The sequence below is a fragment of the Rhodopseudomonas telluris genome (assembly GCF_042432815.1).
Lineage (GTDB): Bacteria > Pseudomonadota > Alphaproteobacteria > Rhizobiales > Xanthobacteraceae > Rhodopseudomonas > Rhodopseudomonas telluris.
In genome coordinates, this window is sequence record NZ_JBHLWM010000003.1 from 459634 (window position 1) to 475722 (window position 16089).

The window sequence follows — 16089 nt, forward strand, 5'->3', positions numbered from 1 at the left end:
TTCGCGAAAATGGATAGATGCTCGGGTCATAGGCGCGTGAAACGACGCCGTTCTTCGAACGGCTATGCCCGGGCATGACGACTTTCATCATATCGAGGTCTCAAATGGCGACGCATAAACTGCTCCTTCTCCCCGGCGATGGCATCGGCACCGAAGTGATGGCCGAGGTCAGCCGGCTGATCGACTGGCTGAACAAGGCCGGGATCGCCAAGTTCGAGACCGAGCACGGCCTGGTCGGCGGCGCCGCCTATGATGCCGACAAGGTCGCCATCACCGACGCCACCATGGCGCTCGCGCAGGCCTCCGATGCGGTGATCTTCGGCGCGGTCGGCGGACCGAAGTGGGACGGCGTGCCGTACGAGGCGCGGCCGGAGGCCGGCCTGCTGCGGCTGCGCAAGGATCTGGCGCTGTTCGCCAATCTCCGCCCGGCGGTGTGCTACCCGGCGCTCGCCGAAGCCTCCAGCCTGAAGCCCGAGGTGGTCGAGGGCCTCGACATCATGATCGTCCGCGAGCTGACCGGCGGTGTTTATTTCGGCGAGCCGAAGACCATCACGGATCTCGGCAACGGCCAGAAGCGCGCGGTCGACACTCAGGTTTACGACACCTACGAGATCGAGCGGATCGGCCGGGTCGCGTTCGACCTCGCCCGCAAGCGCCGCAACAAGGTCACTTCGATGGAGAAGCGCAACGTCATGAAGACGGGCGTGCTCTGGAACGAGGTCATCACGGCGGTGCACCAGCGCGAATACAAGGACGTCCAGCTCGAGCACCAGCTCGCCGACTCCGGCGGCATGAACCTGGTGAAGTGGCCGAAGCAGTTCGACGTCATCGTCACCGATAACCTGTTCGGCGACATGCTGTCCGACATCGCCGCGATGCTGACCGGCTCGCTCGGCATGCTGCCGTCGGCCTCGCTCGGCGAAGTCGACAGCAAGACCGGCAAGCGCAAGGCGATGTACGAGCCGGTGCACGGCTCGGCGCCCGACATCGCCGGCAAGGGCATGGCCAACCCGGTGGCGATGCTGGCCTCGTTCGGCATGGCGCTGCGCTATTCGCTCGACATGGGCGATCTGGCCGACAAGCTCGATGCGGCAATCGCCGCCGTGCTGGCCAAGGGCCTGCGCACCGCCGACATCAAGAGCGAAGGTGCCACCGTGGTGTCGACCAGCCAGATGGGCGAAGCCATCGTCGCCGAACTGCAGGCGCTGCACGGCTGACCTTGTGTCCCGGGCGCGATGCGGCATTCTTATGCCGCTTCGCAGACCCGGGACCGCGGTTTTCGACGGTTTTGATGTCTCGCTGACTCCCGAAGGCACCGGGGCCCCGGATCAGCAGCGCACCACGCCGCGAAGGGCGGCGCGCTGCGCAGCATCCGGGGCACGTGGCTCGGGTGAGGACGAGACGGGCGGTTGACCATAAAAAATGCCCGGCCAAGCCGGGCATTTTCGTATCGGGATGTCTTCGTCGCCGGGTGTCGGTGTCGCTCAGTACAGCGGGAAGCCGGTCGGGTAGCCGCCCAGATCCGACGGCGGGTTGAGCGGGGCGCGGTCGATCGGGCGCTGGCCGTTCTCGCGGGCGAAGGAGTAGCCGGGCGGGTTGGCATAGTCGGTGAACTTGCGGTCGCCCGGCAGCACTTCGGTGCCGGCGTCGAGCCAGGAGCGCTTGGTGATGTAGACGCGGGTGCGCGGGCCGGACTGGTACGACACGTTCGGACCGCGGTCGCCGTAGCGGATCTGGTCGTTGGTCCTGTAGACGCGCTTCTTGGTGGTCTGCTGCGCGTCTGCAGAAGAGATGCCGGCCGCGATCACCGCCGCCGTCGCGAGCAGCACCGCAAACGTCTTGGCGGCATTCAGTTTCAGGGTCATCGGGTCCTCATCGGCAGACGCATTGCGAATTACGCCTCTTTCTAGCCGCGCCTGTGGCATCGCCACAAGGTCAATCGGGCAACACCGCGCGCAATAATGCAATCCCGACCTTGCCAGAATGTTGCATCGATTCCAGCGCCTTAAACGATTCCAGCGAATCACCCGTCAGATTGCGCCGCGCAGCCCCAGCTTCTGCGGGCCGGGGGACGCGGCGCTGTCCCGGCCCCAGGCGGCGCGCTGTGCAGGCGTCTTGCGGCCGTCGTCGGCAGGCTGGAGGATTTCCGGATTGTCGGTGGTGGCGGCCAGATCGATCCGGCCGGCCGCGAGTTCGGTCGCCGCCGTGATCGCCGCCTCGGTCAACGGTCCGGCGGTGGTGGCGACGAGGATGCCGATCAACGCCAGCGCACCTACATAGAGCAGCAGCCCGGTCAGGGTGCGGCTGCAGTCGTCGGCGAAGCTGCTCAGCGCTGGATGGATCCGGTGAGGCGCGGCCCGTCTGGGCGGGTTCGGTCGCATCGGCAACACTCCGGGCGGAATGGGACGCAAAGGGACGGCGCGCCGGTCGGCGCAAGGCAGGTATCAAGTTGTGTTGTGGGCGTTTCTCGCATAGAAGCGCTGGTTTCTCCTTTCCGCGTCAGCAACGCGGCGGGCGAATTTCTTCGGAGAGTCAACGATGGGTTACAAAGTCGCGGTGGTCGGTGCGACCGGCAATGTCGGACGCGAAATGCTCGGCATTCTGGACGAGCGCAAGTTCCCGGCGGACGAGGTGGTGGCGCTGGCGTCGCGCCGCTCGGTCGGCGTCGAGGTGAGCTACGGCGACAAAACCCTGAAATGCAAGGCGCTCGAGCACTACGACTTCAGCGACGTCGACATCTGCCTGATGTCGGCGGGCGGCGAAGTGTCGAAGGAATGGTCGCCCAAGATCGGCGCGCAGGGCGCGGTCGTGATCGACAATTCGTCGGCGTGGCGGATGGATCCGGACGTGCCGCTGATCGTTCCGGAAGTGAACGCCGCGGCCGCCGCCGGCTTCACCAAGAAGAACATCATCGCCAATCCGAACTGCTCGACCGCGCAGCTCGTAGTGGCGCTGAAGCCGCTGCACGACCACGCCACCATCAAGCGCGTGGTGGTGTCGACCTATCAGTCGGTGTCGGGCGCCGGCAAGGATGCGATGGACGAACTGTTCTCGCAGACCAAGGCCGTCTACACCAACAGCGAGCTGGTGAATAAGAAATTCCCCAAGCGGATCGCCTTCAACCTCATCCCGCAGATCGACGTCTTCATGGAGGACGGCTTTACCAAGGAAGAGTGGAAGATGGTGGTCGAGACCAAGAAGATCCTCGACCCCAAGATCAAACTGACCGCGACCTGCGTGCGGGTGCCGGTGTTCGTCAGCCATTCGGAGTCGGTCAATATCGAGTTCGAGAACCCGATCTCGGTCGACGAGGCGCGCAACATCCTGCGCAGCGCGCCGGGTTGCCTGGTGATCGACAAGCACGAGCCCGGCGGTTACGTCACGCCGTATGAAGCCGCCGGCGAGGATGCGACCTATATCAGCCGCATCCGCACCGACCCGACGGTCGATAACGGCCTGGTGCTGTGGTGCGTGTCGGACAATCTGCGCAAGGGCGCGGCGCTGAACGCGATCCAGATCGCCGAAGTGCTGATCAACCGCAAGCTGATCACCGCCAAGAAGCAGGCGGCGTAGTCCGTCAGAAATTCTGGCATCGACACAATGGCCGGGGCTCGTCCCCGGCCATTTGCGTTCATGGTGCGCAACGGTACTGACGCGAACGCGCCCGCACGCTAGGCTGGCGCAGCTTCATTGCCCACGGCCGCATCATGACCGACCAACCCGATCCGACCCCATCCCCGTCCTCCGCCAAACGCGTCGAGCGCGGCTTCGAGACGCTGCTGTTCAACAGCCGCTGGCTGATGGCGCCGTTCTATTTCGGCCTGGTGATCAGCCTCGTCGTGCTGCTCTATAAGTTCGTCATGCTGCTGTACGAATTCATCGTGCACGCGACGCTGGCCAAGGAATCCGACATCATCCTCGGTGTGCTGAGCCTGATCGACGTCTCGCTTACCGGCAATCTGGTGCTGATCGTGGTGTTCTCCGGCTACGAGAACTTCGTCTCGCGGATCGATCCCGGCAACCACCCGGACTGGCCGGAGTGGATGACCCAGGTTGATTTCGCCGGGCTGAAGCAGAAGCTGCTCGCTTCGATCGTGGCGATCTCGGCGATCCAGGTGCTGAAGGCCTTCATGAATCTCGACTCGGGCTACGACACCACCAAGCTGGCCTGGCTGGTCGGCATCCATCTGGTGTTCGTGGTGTCGACGCTGATCATGGCGCTGTCCGATCGCTGGGGCGGCCACGGCACCAGCAAAAGCGCGCACTAGAGCGGTTCTGTTTGAGGCGCACTCAAGCTTGCTGATGTGGGCCACAAGCACATCCTCATGGTGAGGAGGCGCGCAGCGCCGTCTCGAACCATGCGCCATCGGCACTGCGTGGCCCCATCCTTCGAGACGCCCGGCTGCGCCGGGCTCCTCAGGACGAGGACTCAGTGCCTCTGCAAGACCGGATTGCTTCAATCAATCGATGAAGCGCTCGAAGCGTCGTGCGCGGGAGCGCGCGAGACTAACACGCTTGCGCAGAGCGATGGATTGCCGGGACGAGCCCGGCATCACGATCGCGGTGGGCCTCACACCAGCTTCACGGCCGGCACGAACTGCTTGCTCTCCTGATCGAGCACCGACAGCTCGCCGTCGGCGACGCCGAAATAGGCGCCGTGCAGCTGGATCTTGCCGCGCTCGACCTGGATCTTGATGCACGGGAAGGTCATCAGGTTTTCCAGGCTGCGGAACACCGCGGCCTTCTCGATCCGGGTGATGAACTGCTGCATGGTTTCGTGGTCGCGCTGCTCGACGACTTCGCCCGGCTTGCTGAACATCGACATCCAGCGTCCGATGAAGTCGCTCGGCGTCAGCGGCGCCGGCTTCTCGACGAAGGCGCGGATACCGCCGCATTGCGCATGGCCGAGCACCACGATGTGCTTCACCTTCAGCACCTGCACGGCGAATTCCAGCGCGGCGGACACGCCATGCGCGCCGCCATCGGGCTCGTACACCGGCACCAGATTGGCGACATTCCGGACCACGAACATTTCGCCCGGGCCGGCATCGAAGATCACTTCGGGTGACACACGCGAGTCGCAACAGCCGATCAGCATGACCTCGGGCGATTGGCCACGTTCGGATAGTTCGCGATAGCGCGACTGCTCGGTCGGCAGCCGTTGGGCGCGAAACGCTTCGTATCCGGAGATCAGGGAGGTCGGGAAGGAGGCCATCGGCGCGGTCTCTCTGTGGCTGGAGAAGAGTCAGGTTGCGAATGTTGCGCGGATGCGGGGATGTGATGCGACCAGGATACGCGCGCGCCTGATGCCGCAGGGATAATCACAGGATGCGGCGATGAACAAGCCTTCCGGCGCGAGCGACGAAATGGTATCGGCTCGGGTGATTTTCCTATGCTCTGGAGGCCTCCGATGATCCGACCGCGCCGCAGCCTGCTGTTCATGCCGGGGTCGAATGCGCGGGCGCTCGAAAAGGCCCGGCTGCTCGCGGCCGACGGGCTGATCCTCGATCTCGAGGACGCGGTGGCGCCGGACGCCAAGGCGCAGGCGCGCGAGCAGATCGCCGCGGCCGTGGCGGCGAAGGGCTTCGGCCACCGCGAGGTGCTGGTGCGCATCAACGCGCTGGATTCGCCGTGGTGGCAGGACGACATGGCGATGGCCGCGAACGTCGTTCCGGACGGCATTCTGGTGCCGAAGGTGTCGAGCGTCGAGGACATCGCGACGATCGTGTCGCAGTTCGCCGCGCTGAAAGCCGATCCGGCGATCCGGCTCTGGATCATGATCGAGACCGCGCGCGGCGTGCTGCATGCCGAGGAGCTGGCCGCGCAGGCGCAGAATCCGCAGACGCGGCTGGCCGGCTTCGTGTTCGGACCGAACGACATCTCGCGCGAAACCGGCATCCGCATGCTGCCGGGCCGCTCGACCATGATTCCGATGATGCTGAACTGCGTGCTTGCCGCGCGCGTCCACGGTCTCGTCGCGCTGGATGGCCCTTACAGCGACATCGCCAATGTCGATGGGCTCGGTGCCGAATGCGCCCAGGCGCGCGATCTCGGCTTCGATGGCAAGACGCTGATCCACCCGGGCCAGATCGACGCCTGCAACGCCGCCTTCACGCCGCCGGCCGCCGACGTGGCTCAGGCCCGCGCCATCCTCGCGGCGTTCGAGCGCCCGGAAAACCAGGGCCGCGGCGCGATCCAGCTCGACGGCCGCATGGTCGAGCGCCTGCATGCCGAGATCGCCAAGAAGACGATCGCGATCGCCGACGCGATCGAGCTGGCAGGGCGCTGAATTTTACACACCAAGGTCATCGCCGGGCTCGACCCGGCGATCCATCATCGTCTTGAGAAGATGGAGGCGCGGGTCAGGCCCGCGCATGACGGCTGAGGCATGAGGTGACGACACGTTTCCGCGCGCGACAGCCGACCGTCGCGCGGCGCGCCGTGTAGCGAAGCGAAGGCTTACGCCCAGGCGCGTTCGGTCTTCAGCTTGGCTTCGTAGCTGTCGATCGACGCCTTCTTCTCGAGCGTCAGGCCGATGTCGTCGAGGCCGTTGATCAGGCAGTGCTTGCGGAACGGGTCGATCTCGAACTTGATCGTGCCGCCGTCCGGACCGCGGATCTCCTGCGCCGGCAGGTCGATCGTCACGGTGGCGTTGGCGCCGCGCTCGGCGTCGTCGAACAGCTTGTCGAGATCGTCCTGCGACACGCGGATCGGCAGAATGCCGTTCTTGAAGCAGTTGTTGTAGAAGATGTCGCCGAACGAGGTCGAGATCACGCAGCGGATGCCGAAGTCGAGCAGCGCCCACGGGGCATGCTCGCGGCTCGAGCCGCAGCCGAAATTGTCGCCGGCGACCAGGATCGACGCCTTGCGATAGGCGGGCTTGTTCAGCACGAAGTCCGGGTTCTCGCTGCCGTCGTCCTTGTAGCGCTGTTCGGAGAACAGGCCCTTGCCGAGCCCGGTGCGCTTGATGGTCTTCAGGTACTGCTTCGGAATGATCATGTCGGTATCGACATTGATGATCTTCAGCGGCGCCGCGACGCCTTCCAGCGTGGTGAACTTGTCCATGGCGATTTTCCCAGATTGAGGCCGGGTTTTAGCTGGCCAGAAGCTGCGTTCCAAGGCGTTTGTTGCGCAGGTCGCCCTGCGTCGGCCTCAACCCGCCCTCAGCCGTCCGCCTGCGCCTCGATGGCTTCCATGTCGGCGTCCGACAGGCCGAAATGGTGGCCGATTTCGTGGATCAGGACGTGGCGGACGATCTCGCCCAGCGTGTCGTCGTGGTCGGCCCAATAATCCAGGATCGGGCGGCGATACAGCCAGATCATGTTGGGCATCGGGGCGATGTCCTGGCTCGACTGCTGCGGCAGGCCGATGCCCTGGAACAGGCCGAGCAGGTCGAACTCGGTCTGGACCTGCATCTCGTCCATCACCTCGTCGGTCGGGAAATCGTCGACGCGGATGATCACACCCTCGCACAGGGCGCGGAACTCGGGCGGCAGCTTGCCGTAAACGTCGTGCGCCATCTCCTCGAAGTCGGCGAGCGAGGGCGCTTTGGCGGTGGTCCACATCGGCTCGTTGTAGGGGATGACCGGGGTTTCGGCAAAGGCGGCAAACGGTTGCGGTTGACGCCGGCAGCCTGATCGGGGACGGTGCCGGCGAGGATCGAGGATGGGACGGCGGGCGATGATCGGACGGATGACCTTGGCGACGGGTCTGGCAGCGGCGCTGCTGCTGGCGCAGGCTCCGCAAGCAGCGCAGGCCCAGTCCCGGACGCAGCCGGCGGCCACGCAGCAGCAGGCGACCGCTGCCACCGACGTGTCGGCGCAGCAGCGGCGCCGGCCGAAGCGGCTGCGGATCTATCCGCGCGTCGTGCCGGATGACGACGTCTCGCCGCGCTTCAATCCCGGCCCGAATGCGGTGCGCGAATGCACCGCCACCTATGTGCAGGAATATCGGCCGAGCGGCACCGTCATCACGCCGCGGATGAACTGCTTCTGGCGGCGCGGCTGAGCCGCCTGACCGTCGTCAGCGCTCGGCGCGACGGATCAGACCGGCGACCAATCCGGCCGCCATCGATCCATACACCATGAAGGCCATCGCGGATTCGACGGGCTCGCCCGCGACCGGCGCAGCGCCGCTACCTTGTGCCGCGGCTGCGACGTTTGCGCTGAGCGCCACGATGCCGCACGTCGCGGCCGCCGCTGCCGCGATGCTTCGTCGCAAGCGTGCCTGCGTCATGTTGGTCTCCTTTGCCAAATGCCAGCAAAGACGCACAAACCCGCGTTTGGTTTCCAGCGTGCAGAGTAAAAAACATCCGACGCGGAACTACTTCGGCGCGGACGCATTCACTCGCGCATGCAAACGCATTCACTTCGCGTTCACGTCACGCGCCTCAGCATGATCACAAGCGGCGCCGGTCGCTCTGCGGATCTCGACTAACAACTCCGCAGCACTCGATGAAGCGCACTCCAACAAGGAAACTCATCATGAACTTTTTGAAACTTTCGGGTCTGGCCGCCATCGCGGGTCTGCTGCTGATCGCGGCGCCCGGTGATCGCGCGCAGGCCGCGCCGGTTGCGGCCGCGGGCATCGCCAGCAGCGTGCAGCGCGACGTCGTGCCGAACGTGAGCGAAGTGCAGTATCGCCACCATCGTCACGGCTATCGTCATCACCACGGCTACCGCCATCACCCGCGCGCGCATCATCGCCATTGGCACCGCCCGCATCGCGTCTACGGCCATCATCGCTACGTGCGGCCGCATCACCGCCACTGGCGCTGATCGCAACGCGTTGTTCAGCAAACAGGCCCGTTCCGCGGGCCTGTTTTTGTTTGGGCCTGTTGCCGGGCGCCGCGGCGCGCTAGCATGAGAATGGCCTCGCTGGCGCGGGAGCGCTGGAGCCATCCTTGGAGGATGTTGCGATGCAAAGATGGATCGGAGCCGCGATCGTCGCGGTCGCACTCGGGCTGACGAGTGCTGCGTCTGCCCAACCGTCTGCCTCATACCGGGACGGCGGAACGCAGATCAGCCGGCACCTGTCGGCGACCGAGTTCAGCTCGCGTCATCGCGGCCGCGCGCATGCGCAGCGCCCCGCGCGCCGTCACAGCTACCGACATGGCACTCGGCATCGTGCGGCGCCGCCCGCTGCGGCGCGGCCCTACGGCGCCCGTCCGGACGGCATGGCGCCGTTCTTTCCGTTCGGCTTCGGCGGCTACGGCTTTCAGCCGTCCTGGTAAGCACGACGCGTAGTTGGCGACGCGGAGATCACGCCGTCGCCCTTCGTCGTGATCCATTCATGGCGCGTTCACCGTCCCCCGCCTAGCCTTGCTGCAGTTGAAGAGCCTTTGCATCCCATCGCCGGCACGGCGGATTGGAGGACGGATGGCCACAGCAGCAATCGCAATGGGACGGAGACGTTTGACCTTCGTGCGGCGACTCGGTTTGCTGAGCGTCGCGGCGATCGCGGCCGTGGCCGCGTCGATCGCCACCGCGCCGCGGGCGCAGGCGTTCGCTCCGGTGAGCGCCGGCGCGGTCAAGCCGGCAACCGAACGCGCCATTCAGGTGCGCGGCGGTCACCATGGTGGCGGCTTTCACGGCGGGCATTTTCACGGCGGCGGCTTCCGCGGCGGCGGCTTTCGTCCGGCGTTTCACGGCGGCGGATTCCATCGCGGCGCGTACGGGATCGGCGGCGCCTATCATCATCGCCGGTTCTACGGCGGTCCAAGATTTTACGGCGGACCACGGTTCTACGGTCACCGCCACTACGGCTTCCGCCGGCATTTCCATGGCCCGCGCTACTACGGCTATTACGGTCCGCGTACCTACGCGCCGGTGTACTACGGCCCGCGCCGGTTCTGCCGCGTGATCTACACCTATTACGGCCCCCGCCGCGTCTGCCAGTTCCGCCCGTGGCGGCATCACTGGCATCGCCATCACTGGCATCACCACCGCCACCATCGTCACTGGCGCGTGTACTGGTAACGACAGTCTTCCAAAGCAAACAGGCGCCCCATGGGCGCCTGTTTGTCGTTCGATGTCGCTGTGGTCGTCACCGCCGGACGTGATCCGGCGGTCCATCGGTCTTGCAGGATGGATTGCCGGGGAGAGCCCGGCAATGACGCGTCCGTCAGTGCCAGTCGCGGATGTCGACGAAGTGGCCGGCGATCGCGGCGGCGGCGGCCATCGCGGGGGACACCAGATGGGTGCGGCCCTTGAAGCCCTGGCGGCCTTCGAAGTTGCGGTTCGAGGTCGAGGCGCAGCGCTCTTCCGGCGCCAGCTTGTCCGGGTTCATGGCGAGGCACATCGAGCAGCCCGGCTCGCGCCAGTCGAAGCCGGCCTTGATGAAGATCTTGTCCAGACCTTCGGCCTCGGCCTGCTCCTTCACCAGACCCGAGCCCGGCACGATCATGGCCTTGACGTTGCCGTTGACGGTCTTGCCTTCGGCGACCTTGGCGGCGGCGCGCAGGTCCTCGATACGGCCGTTGGTGCAGGAGCCGATGAACATCCGGTCGATTTTGATGTCGGTGATCTTGGTGCCCGGCGTCAGGCCCATATAGGCCAGCGCCCGCTCCTTGGAGAGCCGCTTGGCCTCGTCGGCGATGTCGGCCGGGTTCGGCACGCGGCCGGTCACCGAGATCACGTCCTCGGGCGAGGTGCCCCAGGTCACGATCGGCGGCAGCGCGGCGGCGTCGAGCCGGATTTCGTGGTCGAAATGCGCGCCCTCGTCGGAGCGCAGCGTCTCCCAATAGCGCAGCGCCGCGTCCCACAGCTCGCCCTTCGGCGCCATCGGACGGCCCTTCAGGAAATCGTAGGCCTGCTGGTCCGGCGCGATCAGGCCGGCGCGGGCGCCGCCTTCGATCGACATGTTGCAGACCGTCATGCGGCCTTCCATCGACAGCGCGCGGATCGCGTCGCCGGCGTATTCCAGCACGTAGCCGGTGCCGCCCGCGGTGCCGATCTCGCCGATGATCGCCAGGATGATGTCCTTGGCGGTGACGCCGTCCGGCAGCTTGCCGTCGACGGTCACGCGCATGTTCTTGGCCTTCTTCTGGATCAGCGTCTGGGTCGCCAGCACGTGCTCGACCTCGGAGGTGCCGATGCCGTGCGCCAGCGCCCCGAACGCGCCGTGCGTCGAGGTGTGGCTGTCGCCGCACACGATGGTGGTGCCCGGCAGGGTGAAGCCCTGCTCCGGGCCGATCACGTGGACCACGCCCTGCCGCTTGTCGAATTCGTTGTAGTAGGTGACGCCGAAGTCGCGGGCGTTCTCGGCCAGCGCGGCGATCTGCTCGGCGCTTTCCGGATCGGGATTGGGCTTACTGCGATCGCTGGTCGGCACGTTGTGGTCGACCACGGCCAGCGTCTTCTCCGGCGCGTGGACCTTGCGGCCGGTGGTGCGCAGCCCTTCGAACGCCTGCGGCGAGGTGACTTCGTGCACCAGATGACGGTCGATATACAGCAGGCAGGTGCCGTCCTCGGCCTCGTGGACCAGATGGTCGTTCCAGATCTTGTCGTACAGCGTGGTGGGTTTGGTCGCGGACATGGTGTCGGTCCTTCAGAAGGATCTTTGCATTTTCGAAGTGAGTGCATGATCGCGCAGCGCGCGGCGCCGGATCAGCTAATCAGCGCGGCCGTGGTCAGCCGGCCGAAGAACCGCCAGGGCAGGCGGCTGCGGTCGTCGAGGACGACGCGCGCGGGCTGGAGCGTGGAGCGATCTGGAAACATTCCATCCATATAGCACGTCGCGCCAGACCGACAATGTTCCGCCGCGCCGGCCGGCGCGCAACGCAGCCGCAACAAAAAAGCGCGACCCGAAGGCCGCGCTTTCGAATTTCGGATCGGTGAAGCTGATTACTCGGCGGCGCCGGCAGCGGCGGCCGCAGGACGGTCCTGCTTCTTCTCGACGATGCGGGCCGACTTGCCGCGCAGGTTGCGCAGGTAATACAGCTTAGCGCGACGCACCTTGCCGCGGCGCACCACCTTGATCGAGTCGATCATCGGGGACAGCAGCGGGAACACGCGCTCGACGCCCTCGCCGTACGAAATCTTGCGCACGGTGAAGCTCTCGTTGATGCCGGCGCCGGAGCGGCCGATGCAGACGCCTTCATAGGCCTGCACACGCGAACGCTCGCCTTCGACGACCTTCACGTTGACGATCACGGTGTCGCCGGGACCGAACTCCGGAATCGTCTTGCCGGCGGACAGCTTGTCGAACTGCTCTTTTTCGAGCGTCTGAATCAGGTTCATCGGTAATTCTCCATCGGCGGCGCGCCCGACCATCCCGGCGCGGGCTGCGCGAAGATCCATTGTCCTGCCATTGCACGGATTTGCCGGTGCTATACGGCAATCCTGGGGGTTTGTCACCCGTCCGTCTTGTTTTTTGGCGATTTTTGCGATTCGCCCTTTGTCCGTGCGGGCTTAGCTGGCCGCGCGGCCCACAGATCCGGCCGCCGGGCCTGCGTCAACGCCTCCGCCTCGGCCTGCCGCCAGGCCGCGACCTTGGCGTGGTCACCCGACGTCAGGATCTCGGGGATCGGCCGGCCCTCGAACAGCTGCGGCCTTGTGTATTGCGGATATTCGAGCAATCCGGCCGAAAAGCTCTCCTCGGTCGAGGAATCGAGCTTGCCCATCACCCCGGGCAGCAGCCTGACGCAGGAATCGATCAGCGCCATCGCGGCGATCTCACCGCCGGACAGCACGTAGTCGCCGATCGACACTTCCTCGAGATTGCGGGCGTCGATCACCCGCTGGTCGATGCCCTCGAACCGGCCGCAGACGATCAGGGGCCCGGGGCCGGCGGCGAGCGCCGCGACCCGTGCCTGGGTCAGCGGCCGGCCGCGCGGGCTCATCACCAGGCGCGGGCGATCCGCCGCAGCGTCGGCCGCGTCGATCGCGGCGGCCAGCACGTCGGCGCGCAGCACCATGCCGGGGCCGCCGCCAGCCGGCGTGTCGTCGACGCTGCGATGCCGGTCGGTCGCCGAGTCCCGGATGTCGCGCGCCTCCAGCGCCCACAACCCCGACGCCAGCGCCCGCCCCGCCAGGCTGACGCCGAGCGGACCGGGAAACATCTCCGGAAACAGGGTGAGGACAGTGGCGCGCCAGGTCATGAGGAGGCCGTGCAGCGAATTCAGACGTCATGCCCGGACTTGATCCGGGCATCCATCTTCTTCGCAGGAGGATGGATCGCCGGGTCAAGCCCGGCGATGACGACAATAAGCGTTGCGGCGATCGGGCGAAACAAGGCCGCCCGGAGGCTCACGCCTCCGGATGGTTCGGCGTATCGCCTTCGATCTCGTCCGGCGGCTCGATGATCACCTGGCCGGCCTTCAAGTCGACGGTCGGCACCACCGCGTTGGTGAACGGCAGCAGCAGCGTCGGTCCTGATGGCGGAGCGATCTCGATGATGTCGCCGGCGCCGAAATTATGCAGTGCCACCACGCGGCCGAGCGGCTCGCCGGCGGTGGTCACCGCCGCGAGGCCGATCAGGTCGGCATGGTAGTACTCGTCGTCCTCGGTCGGCGGCAGCGCGTCGCGCGGCACATAGAGTTCGAGTCCGTTGAGGCGCTCGGCCTCGTCGCGCGTGGTGACGCCCTTCAGCGTCACCACCAGATGGTCCTTGGCCTCTCGCGCCGTGGCGATCTCGAACGAGCGCGCGCCGTCCTTGGTGGCGAGCGCTCCGTAGTCGGCCACGGCGAACGGATCGGCGGTGAAGCTCCACAGCCGTACCGCGCCCCGCACGCCGTGCGGCGCGCCGATTCGCGCGACGCAGATCTGCCGGGCGTCGCGGATCAGCCCGGACGCCATGGGTCCGGCTTACTTGCCGGCTTCGGCGGCCTTGCGCTCCTTGCGCGGCACCGCCTTCTCGGGGTTGTTGCGGGCTTCGCGCTTCTTGACGCCGGCGGTGTCGAGGAAGCGGGCGACGCGATCCGACGGCTGGGCGCCCTTGGCGAGCCAATCCTTGACCTTGTCGAGGTCGAGCTTGAGGCGCGCTTCGTTGTCCTTGGCCATCAGCGGGTTGAAGTAGCCGAGACGCTCGATGAAGCGGCCATCGCGCGGGAAGCGCGAGTCGGCGACGACGACGTGATAGAACGGGCGCTTCTTGGTACCAGCGCGCGCGAGGCGGATGACGACGGACATGTGAGCTCCTTAGGTGGGGGTTCGATGTGTTTGAAACGCTTAGTTGCTTATCGTCATTCCGGAGTGCGAACCCGGAATCCATAACCCCTGCAGGGAGTATGGATTCCGCGCCTGCGCCCTGCGGGCGCATCCCGGAATGACAAAAGGGCGGTGAGTGAGCGGCCTCATTTCTTCTTCCCGAAGCCGGGGAAGCCGCCGAGGCCGGGCAGGGTCGGCTTGCCGGACAGGCCGGTGAGGCCCGGCAGATTGGGCAGGCCGCCGCGCAGGCTCGCCGGCAGATCCTTGGGCAGCTCCGGCATGCCCTCGGGCATCTCGCCGCTCTTCATCTTGTCCTGCATCGCCTTGATCTCGTCGGCGGAGGGCATGCCGCCACCGAAGCCCATCGCCTTGGCGAGGCCGGCCATCGGGCCGCCCTTGCCGCGGCTCACGGCCTTCATCATGTCGGCCATGTTGCGATGCATCTTCAGCAGCTTGTTGACGTCCTCGACCTTGATGCCGGCGCCGGCGGCGATGCGCTTCTTGCGGCTGGCCTTGAGGATGTCGGGGTTCTTGCGCTCCTCGCGGGTCATCGAATCGATGATCGCGACCTGGCGCTTGAGGATCTTGTCGTCGATGCCGGCGGCGGCGATCTGGTTCTTCATCTTGGAGATGCCGGGCATCATCCCCATCAGGCCGCCGATGCCGCCCATCTTGGACATCTGCTGCAGCTGTTCGCGCATATCGGCCAAGTCGAACTTGCCCTTGCGCATCTTCTCGGCGACGGCGGCGGCCTTCTCGGCGTCGAGCGTCGAGGCGGCCTTCTCGACCAGCGAGACGATGTCGCCCATGCCGAGGATGCGGCCGGCGATCCGGCTGGGGTGAAAGTCTTCGAGGGCGTCGGTCTTTTCGCCGGTGCCCATCAGCTTGATCGGCTTGCCGGTGACGGCGCGCATCGACAGCGCGGCGCCGCCGCGTCCGTCACCGTCAATTCGCGTCAGCACGATGCCGGTGAGGCCGACGCGCTGATCGAACGCGCGGGCGAGATTGACGGCGTCCTGACCGGTCAGAGAGTCAGCGACCAGCAGCACTTCGTGCGGGCTGGCGGCGGCTTTGATCTCGGCCGCCTCGGTCATCATCTCTTCGTCGAGCGTGGTGCGGCCGGCGGTGTCGAGCAGCACGACGTCGTAGCCGCCGAGCTTGCCGGCTTCCATGGCGCGGCGCGCGATATCCGGCGGCTTCTGGCCGGCGACGATCGGCAGCGTGTCGATGCCGAGGTCGCGGCCGAGCACCGCGAGCTGCTCCATGGCGGCCGGGCGATAGACGTCGAGCGACGCCATCAGCACCTTGCGCTTGTCGCGCTGGGTCATCCGGCGCGCCAGCTTGGCGGTGGTGGTGGTCTTGCCGGAGCCCTGCAGGCCGACCATCATGATCGGCACTGGCGGCACGGCGTTGAGGTCGATCGCCTGGCTGTCGGAGCCGAGCATGGCGATCAGCTCGTCATTGACGATCTTGACCACCATCTGACCGGGCTTGACCGACTTGACGACGGTGGCGCCGATCGCCTGCTCGCGGACCTTGTCGGTGAAGGAGCGCACCACTTCGAGCGCGACGTCGGCTTCCAGCAGCGCGCGGCGGATTTCGCGCATCGCCGCATCGACATCGGCCTCGCTGAGCGACCCGCGCCCGGTCAGCCGATCGAGAATGCCACCCAGCTTTTCCGACAGATTGTCGAACATCGGCCCAATTCCAGCGACGGCCTTCCGGCGAAAGGCCTACAAAACCAAACACTTATGGCGCCCGAGGGCGCATCGCGCTGTCGGGCGTTGACCTCCGGCCTCCAGGACCGGTCGGCGGATCGAAAAGAAGACTTTTCGAGATTTCGCCGGCATCTACACGCGACGACGCCGGGAAGTCAAGAATTGCGGCATTTCGGGCTTTCGCCGGGACTGCCGAACCATCCAAAAGTTGCTATATATCGGTT

The 16089-nt window shown here is 66.1% G+C and carries 20 protein-coding genes; 8 read left to right on the forward strand and 12 right to left on the reverse strand.

Annotation, left to right across the window (positions count from 1 at the left end):
* Window positions 1–104: 104 nt before the first annotated feature.
* Window positions 105–1217 carry a 3-isopropylmalate dehydrogenase gene (gene leuB, locus ACFFJ6_RS08905; RefSeq protein ID WP_378386600.1) on the forward strand — a complete coding sequence of 371 codons (1113 nt, stop codon included), beginning with the start codon at window positions 105–107 and terminating at the stop codon, window positions 1215–1217.
* Window positions 1218–1484: 267 nt separating this feature from the next.
* Here leuB and ACFFJ6_RS08910 read toward each other — a convergent pair whose 3' ends face one another.
* Together ACFFJ6_RS08910 and ACFFJ6_RS08915 are read right to left on the reverse strand one after the other, a co-directional pair.
* Window positions 1485–1865, reverse strand: coding sequence for a hypothetical protein (locus ACFFJ6_RS08910; RefSeq protein ID WP_378386602.1), 381 nt, complete (start codon window positions 1863–1865; stop codon window positions 1485–1487).
* A gap of 165 nt (window positions 1866–2030) precedes the next feature.
* Window positions 2031–2381, reverse strand: coding sequence for a hypothetical protein (locus ACFFJ6_RS08915; protein ID WP_378386604.1), 351 nt, complete (start codon window positions 2379–2381; stop codon window positions 2031–2033).
* A gap of 157 nt (window positions 2382–2538) precedes the next feature.
* On the opposite strand from ACFFJ6_RS08915, the gene ACFFJ6_RS08920 reads away from it, so the two are divergent.
* Both ACFFJ6_RS08920 and ACFFJ6_RS08925 read left to right on the forward strand, forming a co-directional pair.
* Window positions 2539–3573 carry an aspartate-semialdehyde dehydrogenase gene (locus ACFFJ6_RS08920; RefSeq protein WP_378386607.1) on the forward strand — a complete coding sequence of 345 codons (1035 nt, stop codon included), beginning with the start codon at window positions 2539–2541 and terminating at the stop codon, window positions 3571–3573.
* A gap of 134 nt (window positions 3574–3707) precedes the next feature.
* The gene (locus ACFFJ6_RS08925; RefSeq protein ID WP_378386609.1) at window positions 3708–4268 is read left to right on the forward strand and encodes a TIGR00645 family protein; all 561 of its coding nucleotides are present in this window, start codon (window positions 3708–3710) and stop codon (window positions 4266–4268) included.
* Between the two features lie 302 nt (window positions 4269–4570).
* Here ACFFJ6_RS08925 and ACFFJ6_RS08930 read toward each other — a convergent pair whose 3' ends face one another.
* Window positions 4571–5215: a carbonic anhydrase gene (locus tag ACFFJ6_RS08930; protein WP_378386612.1), complete on the reverse strand. Its 645-nt coding sequence runs from the start codon at window positions 5213–5215 to the stop codon at window positions 4571–4573.
* A 195-nt stretch (window positions 5216–5410) separates the two neighbouring features.
* Between ACFFJ6_RS08930 and ACFFJ6_RS08935 the strand changes: the two genes are divergently transcribed.
* The gene (locus tag ACFFJ6_RS08935; protein WP_378386615.1) at window positions 5411–6289 is read left to right on the forward strand and encodes an HpcH/HpaI aldolase/citrate lyase family protein; all 879 of its coding nucleotides are present in this window, start codon (window positions 5411–5413) and stop codon (window positions 6287–6289) included.
* A 170-nt stretch (window positions 6290–6459) separates the two neighbouring features.
* Here the strand turns inward: ACFFJ6_RS08935 and leuD are convergent, their stop codons facing one another.
* On the reverse strand, window positions 6460–7065 hold the full coding sequence (leuD, locus tag ACFFJ6_RS08940; protein ID WP_378386617.1) for a 3-isopropylmalate dehydratase small subunit: 606 nt from the start codon (window positions 7063–7065) through the stop codon (window positions 6460–6462).
* Window positions 7066–7163: 98 nt separating this feature from the next.
* Window positions 7164–7565 carry a metallopeptidase family protein gene (locus ACFFJ6_RS08945; RefSeq protein ID WP_378386620.1) on the reverse strand — a complete coding sequence of 134 codons (402 nt, stop codon included), beginning with the start codon at window positions 7563–7565 and terminating at the stop codon, window positions 7164–7166.
* Window positions 7566–7692: 127 nt separating this feature from the next.
* Between ACFFJ6_RS08945 and ACFFJ6_RS08950 the strand changes: the two genes are divergently transcribed.
* The gene (locus ACFFJ6_RS08950) at window positions 7693–8007 is read left to right on the forward strand and encodes a hypothetical protein (protein ID WP_378386622.1); all 315 of its coding nucleotides are present in this window, start codon (window positions 7693–7695) and stop codon (window positions 8005–8007) included.
* A 15-nt stretch (window positions 8008–8022) separates the two neighbouring features.
* Here ACFFJ6_RS08950 and ACFFJ6_RS08955 read toward each other — a convergent pair whose 3' ends face one another.
* Entirely contained in the window at window positions 8023–8235 is a 213-nt protein-coding gene (locus ACFFJ6_RS08955; protein ID WP_378386624.1) for a hypothetical protein, read from the reverse strand.
* 248 nt (window positions 8236–8483) lie between these two features.
* On the opposite strand from ACFFJ6_RS08955, the gene ACFFJ6_RS08960 reads away from it, so the two are divergent.
* The 3 genes from ACFFJ6_RS08960 to ACFFJ6_RS08970 all read left to right on the forward strand — a co-directional run bounded on the left by ACFFJ6_RS08960 (window position 8484) and on the right by ACFFJ6_RS08970 (window position 9977).
* Window positions 8484–8777: a hypothetical protein gene (locus ACFFJ6_RS08960; protein WP_378386626.1), complete on the forward strand. Its 294-nt coding sequence runs from the start codon at window positions 8484–8486 to the stop codon at window positions 8775–8777.
* Window positions 8778–8917: 140 nt separating this feature from the next.
* Complete coding sequence (locus ACFFJ6_RS08965) at window positions 8918–9232, forward strand: hypothetical protein (RefSeq protein WP_378386628.1); 315 nt, start codon at window positions 8918–8920, stop codon at window positions 9230–9232.
* 145 nt (window positions 9233–9377) lie between these two features.
* On the forward strand, window positions 9378–9977 hold the full coding sequence (locus tag ACFFJ6_RS08970; RefSeq protein ID WP_378386630.1) for a hypothetical protein: 600 nt from the start codon (window positions 9378–9380) through the stop codon (window positions 9975–9977).
* Window positions 9978–10122: 145 nt separating this feature from the next.
* Here the strand turns inward: ACFFJ6_RS08970 and leuC are convergent, their stop codons facing one another.
* The 6 genes from leuC to ffh all read right to left on the reverse strand — a co-directional run bounded on the left by leuC (window position 10123) and on the right by ffh (window position 15844).
* Window positions 10123–11535 (reverse strand): 3-isopropylmalate dehydratase large subunit, encoded by a 1413-nt coding sequence (gene leuC / locus ACFFJ6_RS08975; protein ID WP_378386632.1) that lies wholly within the window; start codon window positions 11533–11535, stop codon window positions 10123–10125.
* 308 nt (window positions 11536–11843) lie between these two features.
* The gene (rplS, locus tag ACFFJ6_RS08980) at window positions 11844–12239 is read right to left on the reverse strand and encodes a 50S ribosomal protein L19 (protein ID WP_378386634.1); all 396 of its coding nucleotides are present in this window, start codon (window positions 12237–12239) and stop codon (window positions 11844–11846) included.
* A gap of 113 nt (window positions 12240–12352) precedes the next feature.
* A complete protein-coding gene (gene trmD / locus ACFFJ6_RS08985) occupies window positions 12353–13099 on the reverse strand; it encodes a tRNA (guanosine(37)-N1)-methyltransferase TrmD (protein WP_378386636.1) in 747 nt (248 codons plus the stop codon).
* 148 nt (window positions 13100–13247) lie between these two features.
* Complete coding sequence (gene rimM / locus ACFFJ6_RS08990; RefSeq protein ID WP_378386638.1) at window positions 13248–13796, reverse strand: ribosome maturation factor RimM; 549 nt, start codon at window positions 13794–13796, stop codon at window positions 13248–13250.
* A gap of 9 nt (window positions 13797–13805) precedes the next feature.
* Complete coding sequence (rpsP, locus tag ACFFJ6_RS08995; protein ID WP_378386640.1) at window positions 13806–14129, reverse strand: 30S ribosomal protein S16; 324 nt, start codon at window positions 14127–14129, stop codon at window positions 13806–13808.
* A gap of 164 nt (window positions 14130–14293) precedes the next feature.
* The gene (gene ffh / locus ACFFJ6_RS09000) at window positions 14294–15844 is read right to left on the reverse strand and encodes a signal recognition particle protein (protein WP_378386642.1); all 1551 of its coding nucleotides are present in this window, start codon (window positions 15842–15844) and stop codon (window positions 14294–14296) included.
* Between the last annotated feature and the right edge of the window lie 245 nt (window positions 15845–16089).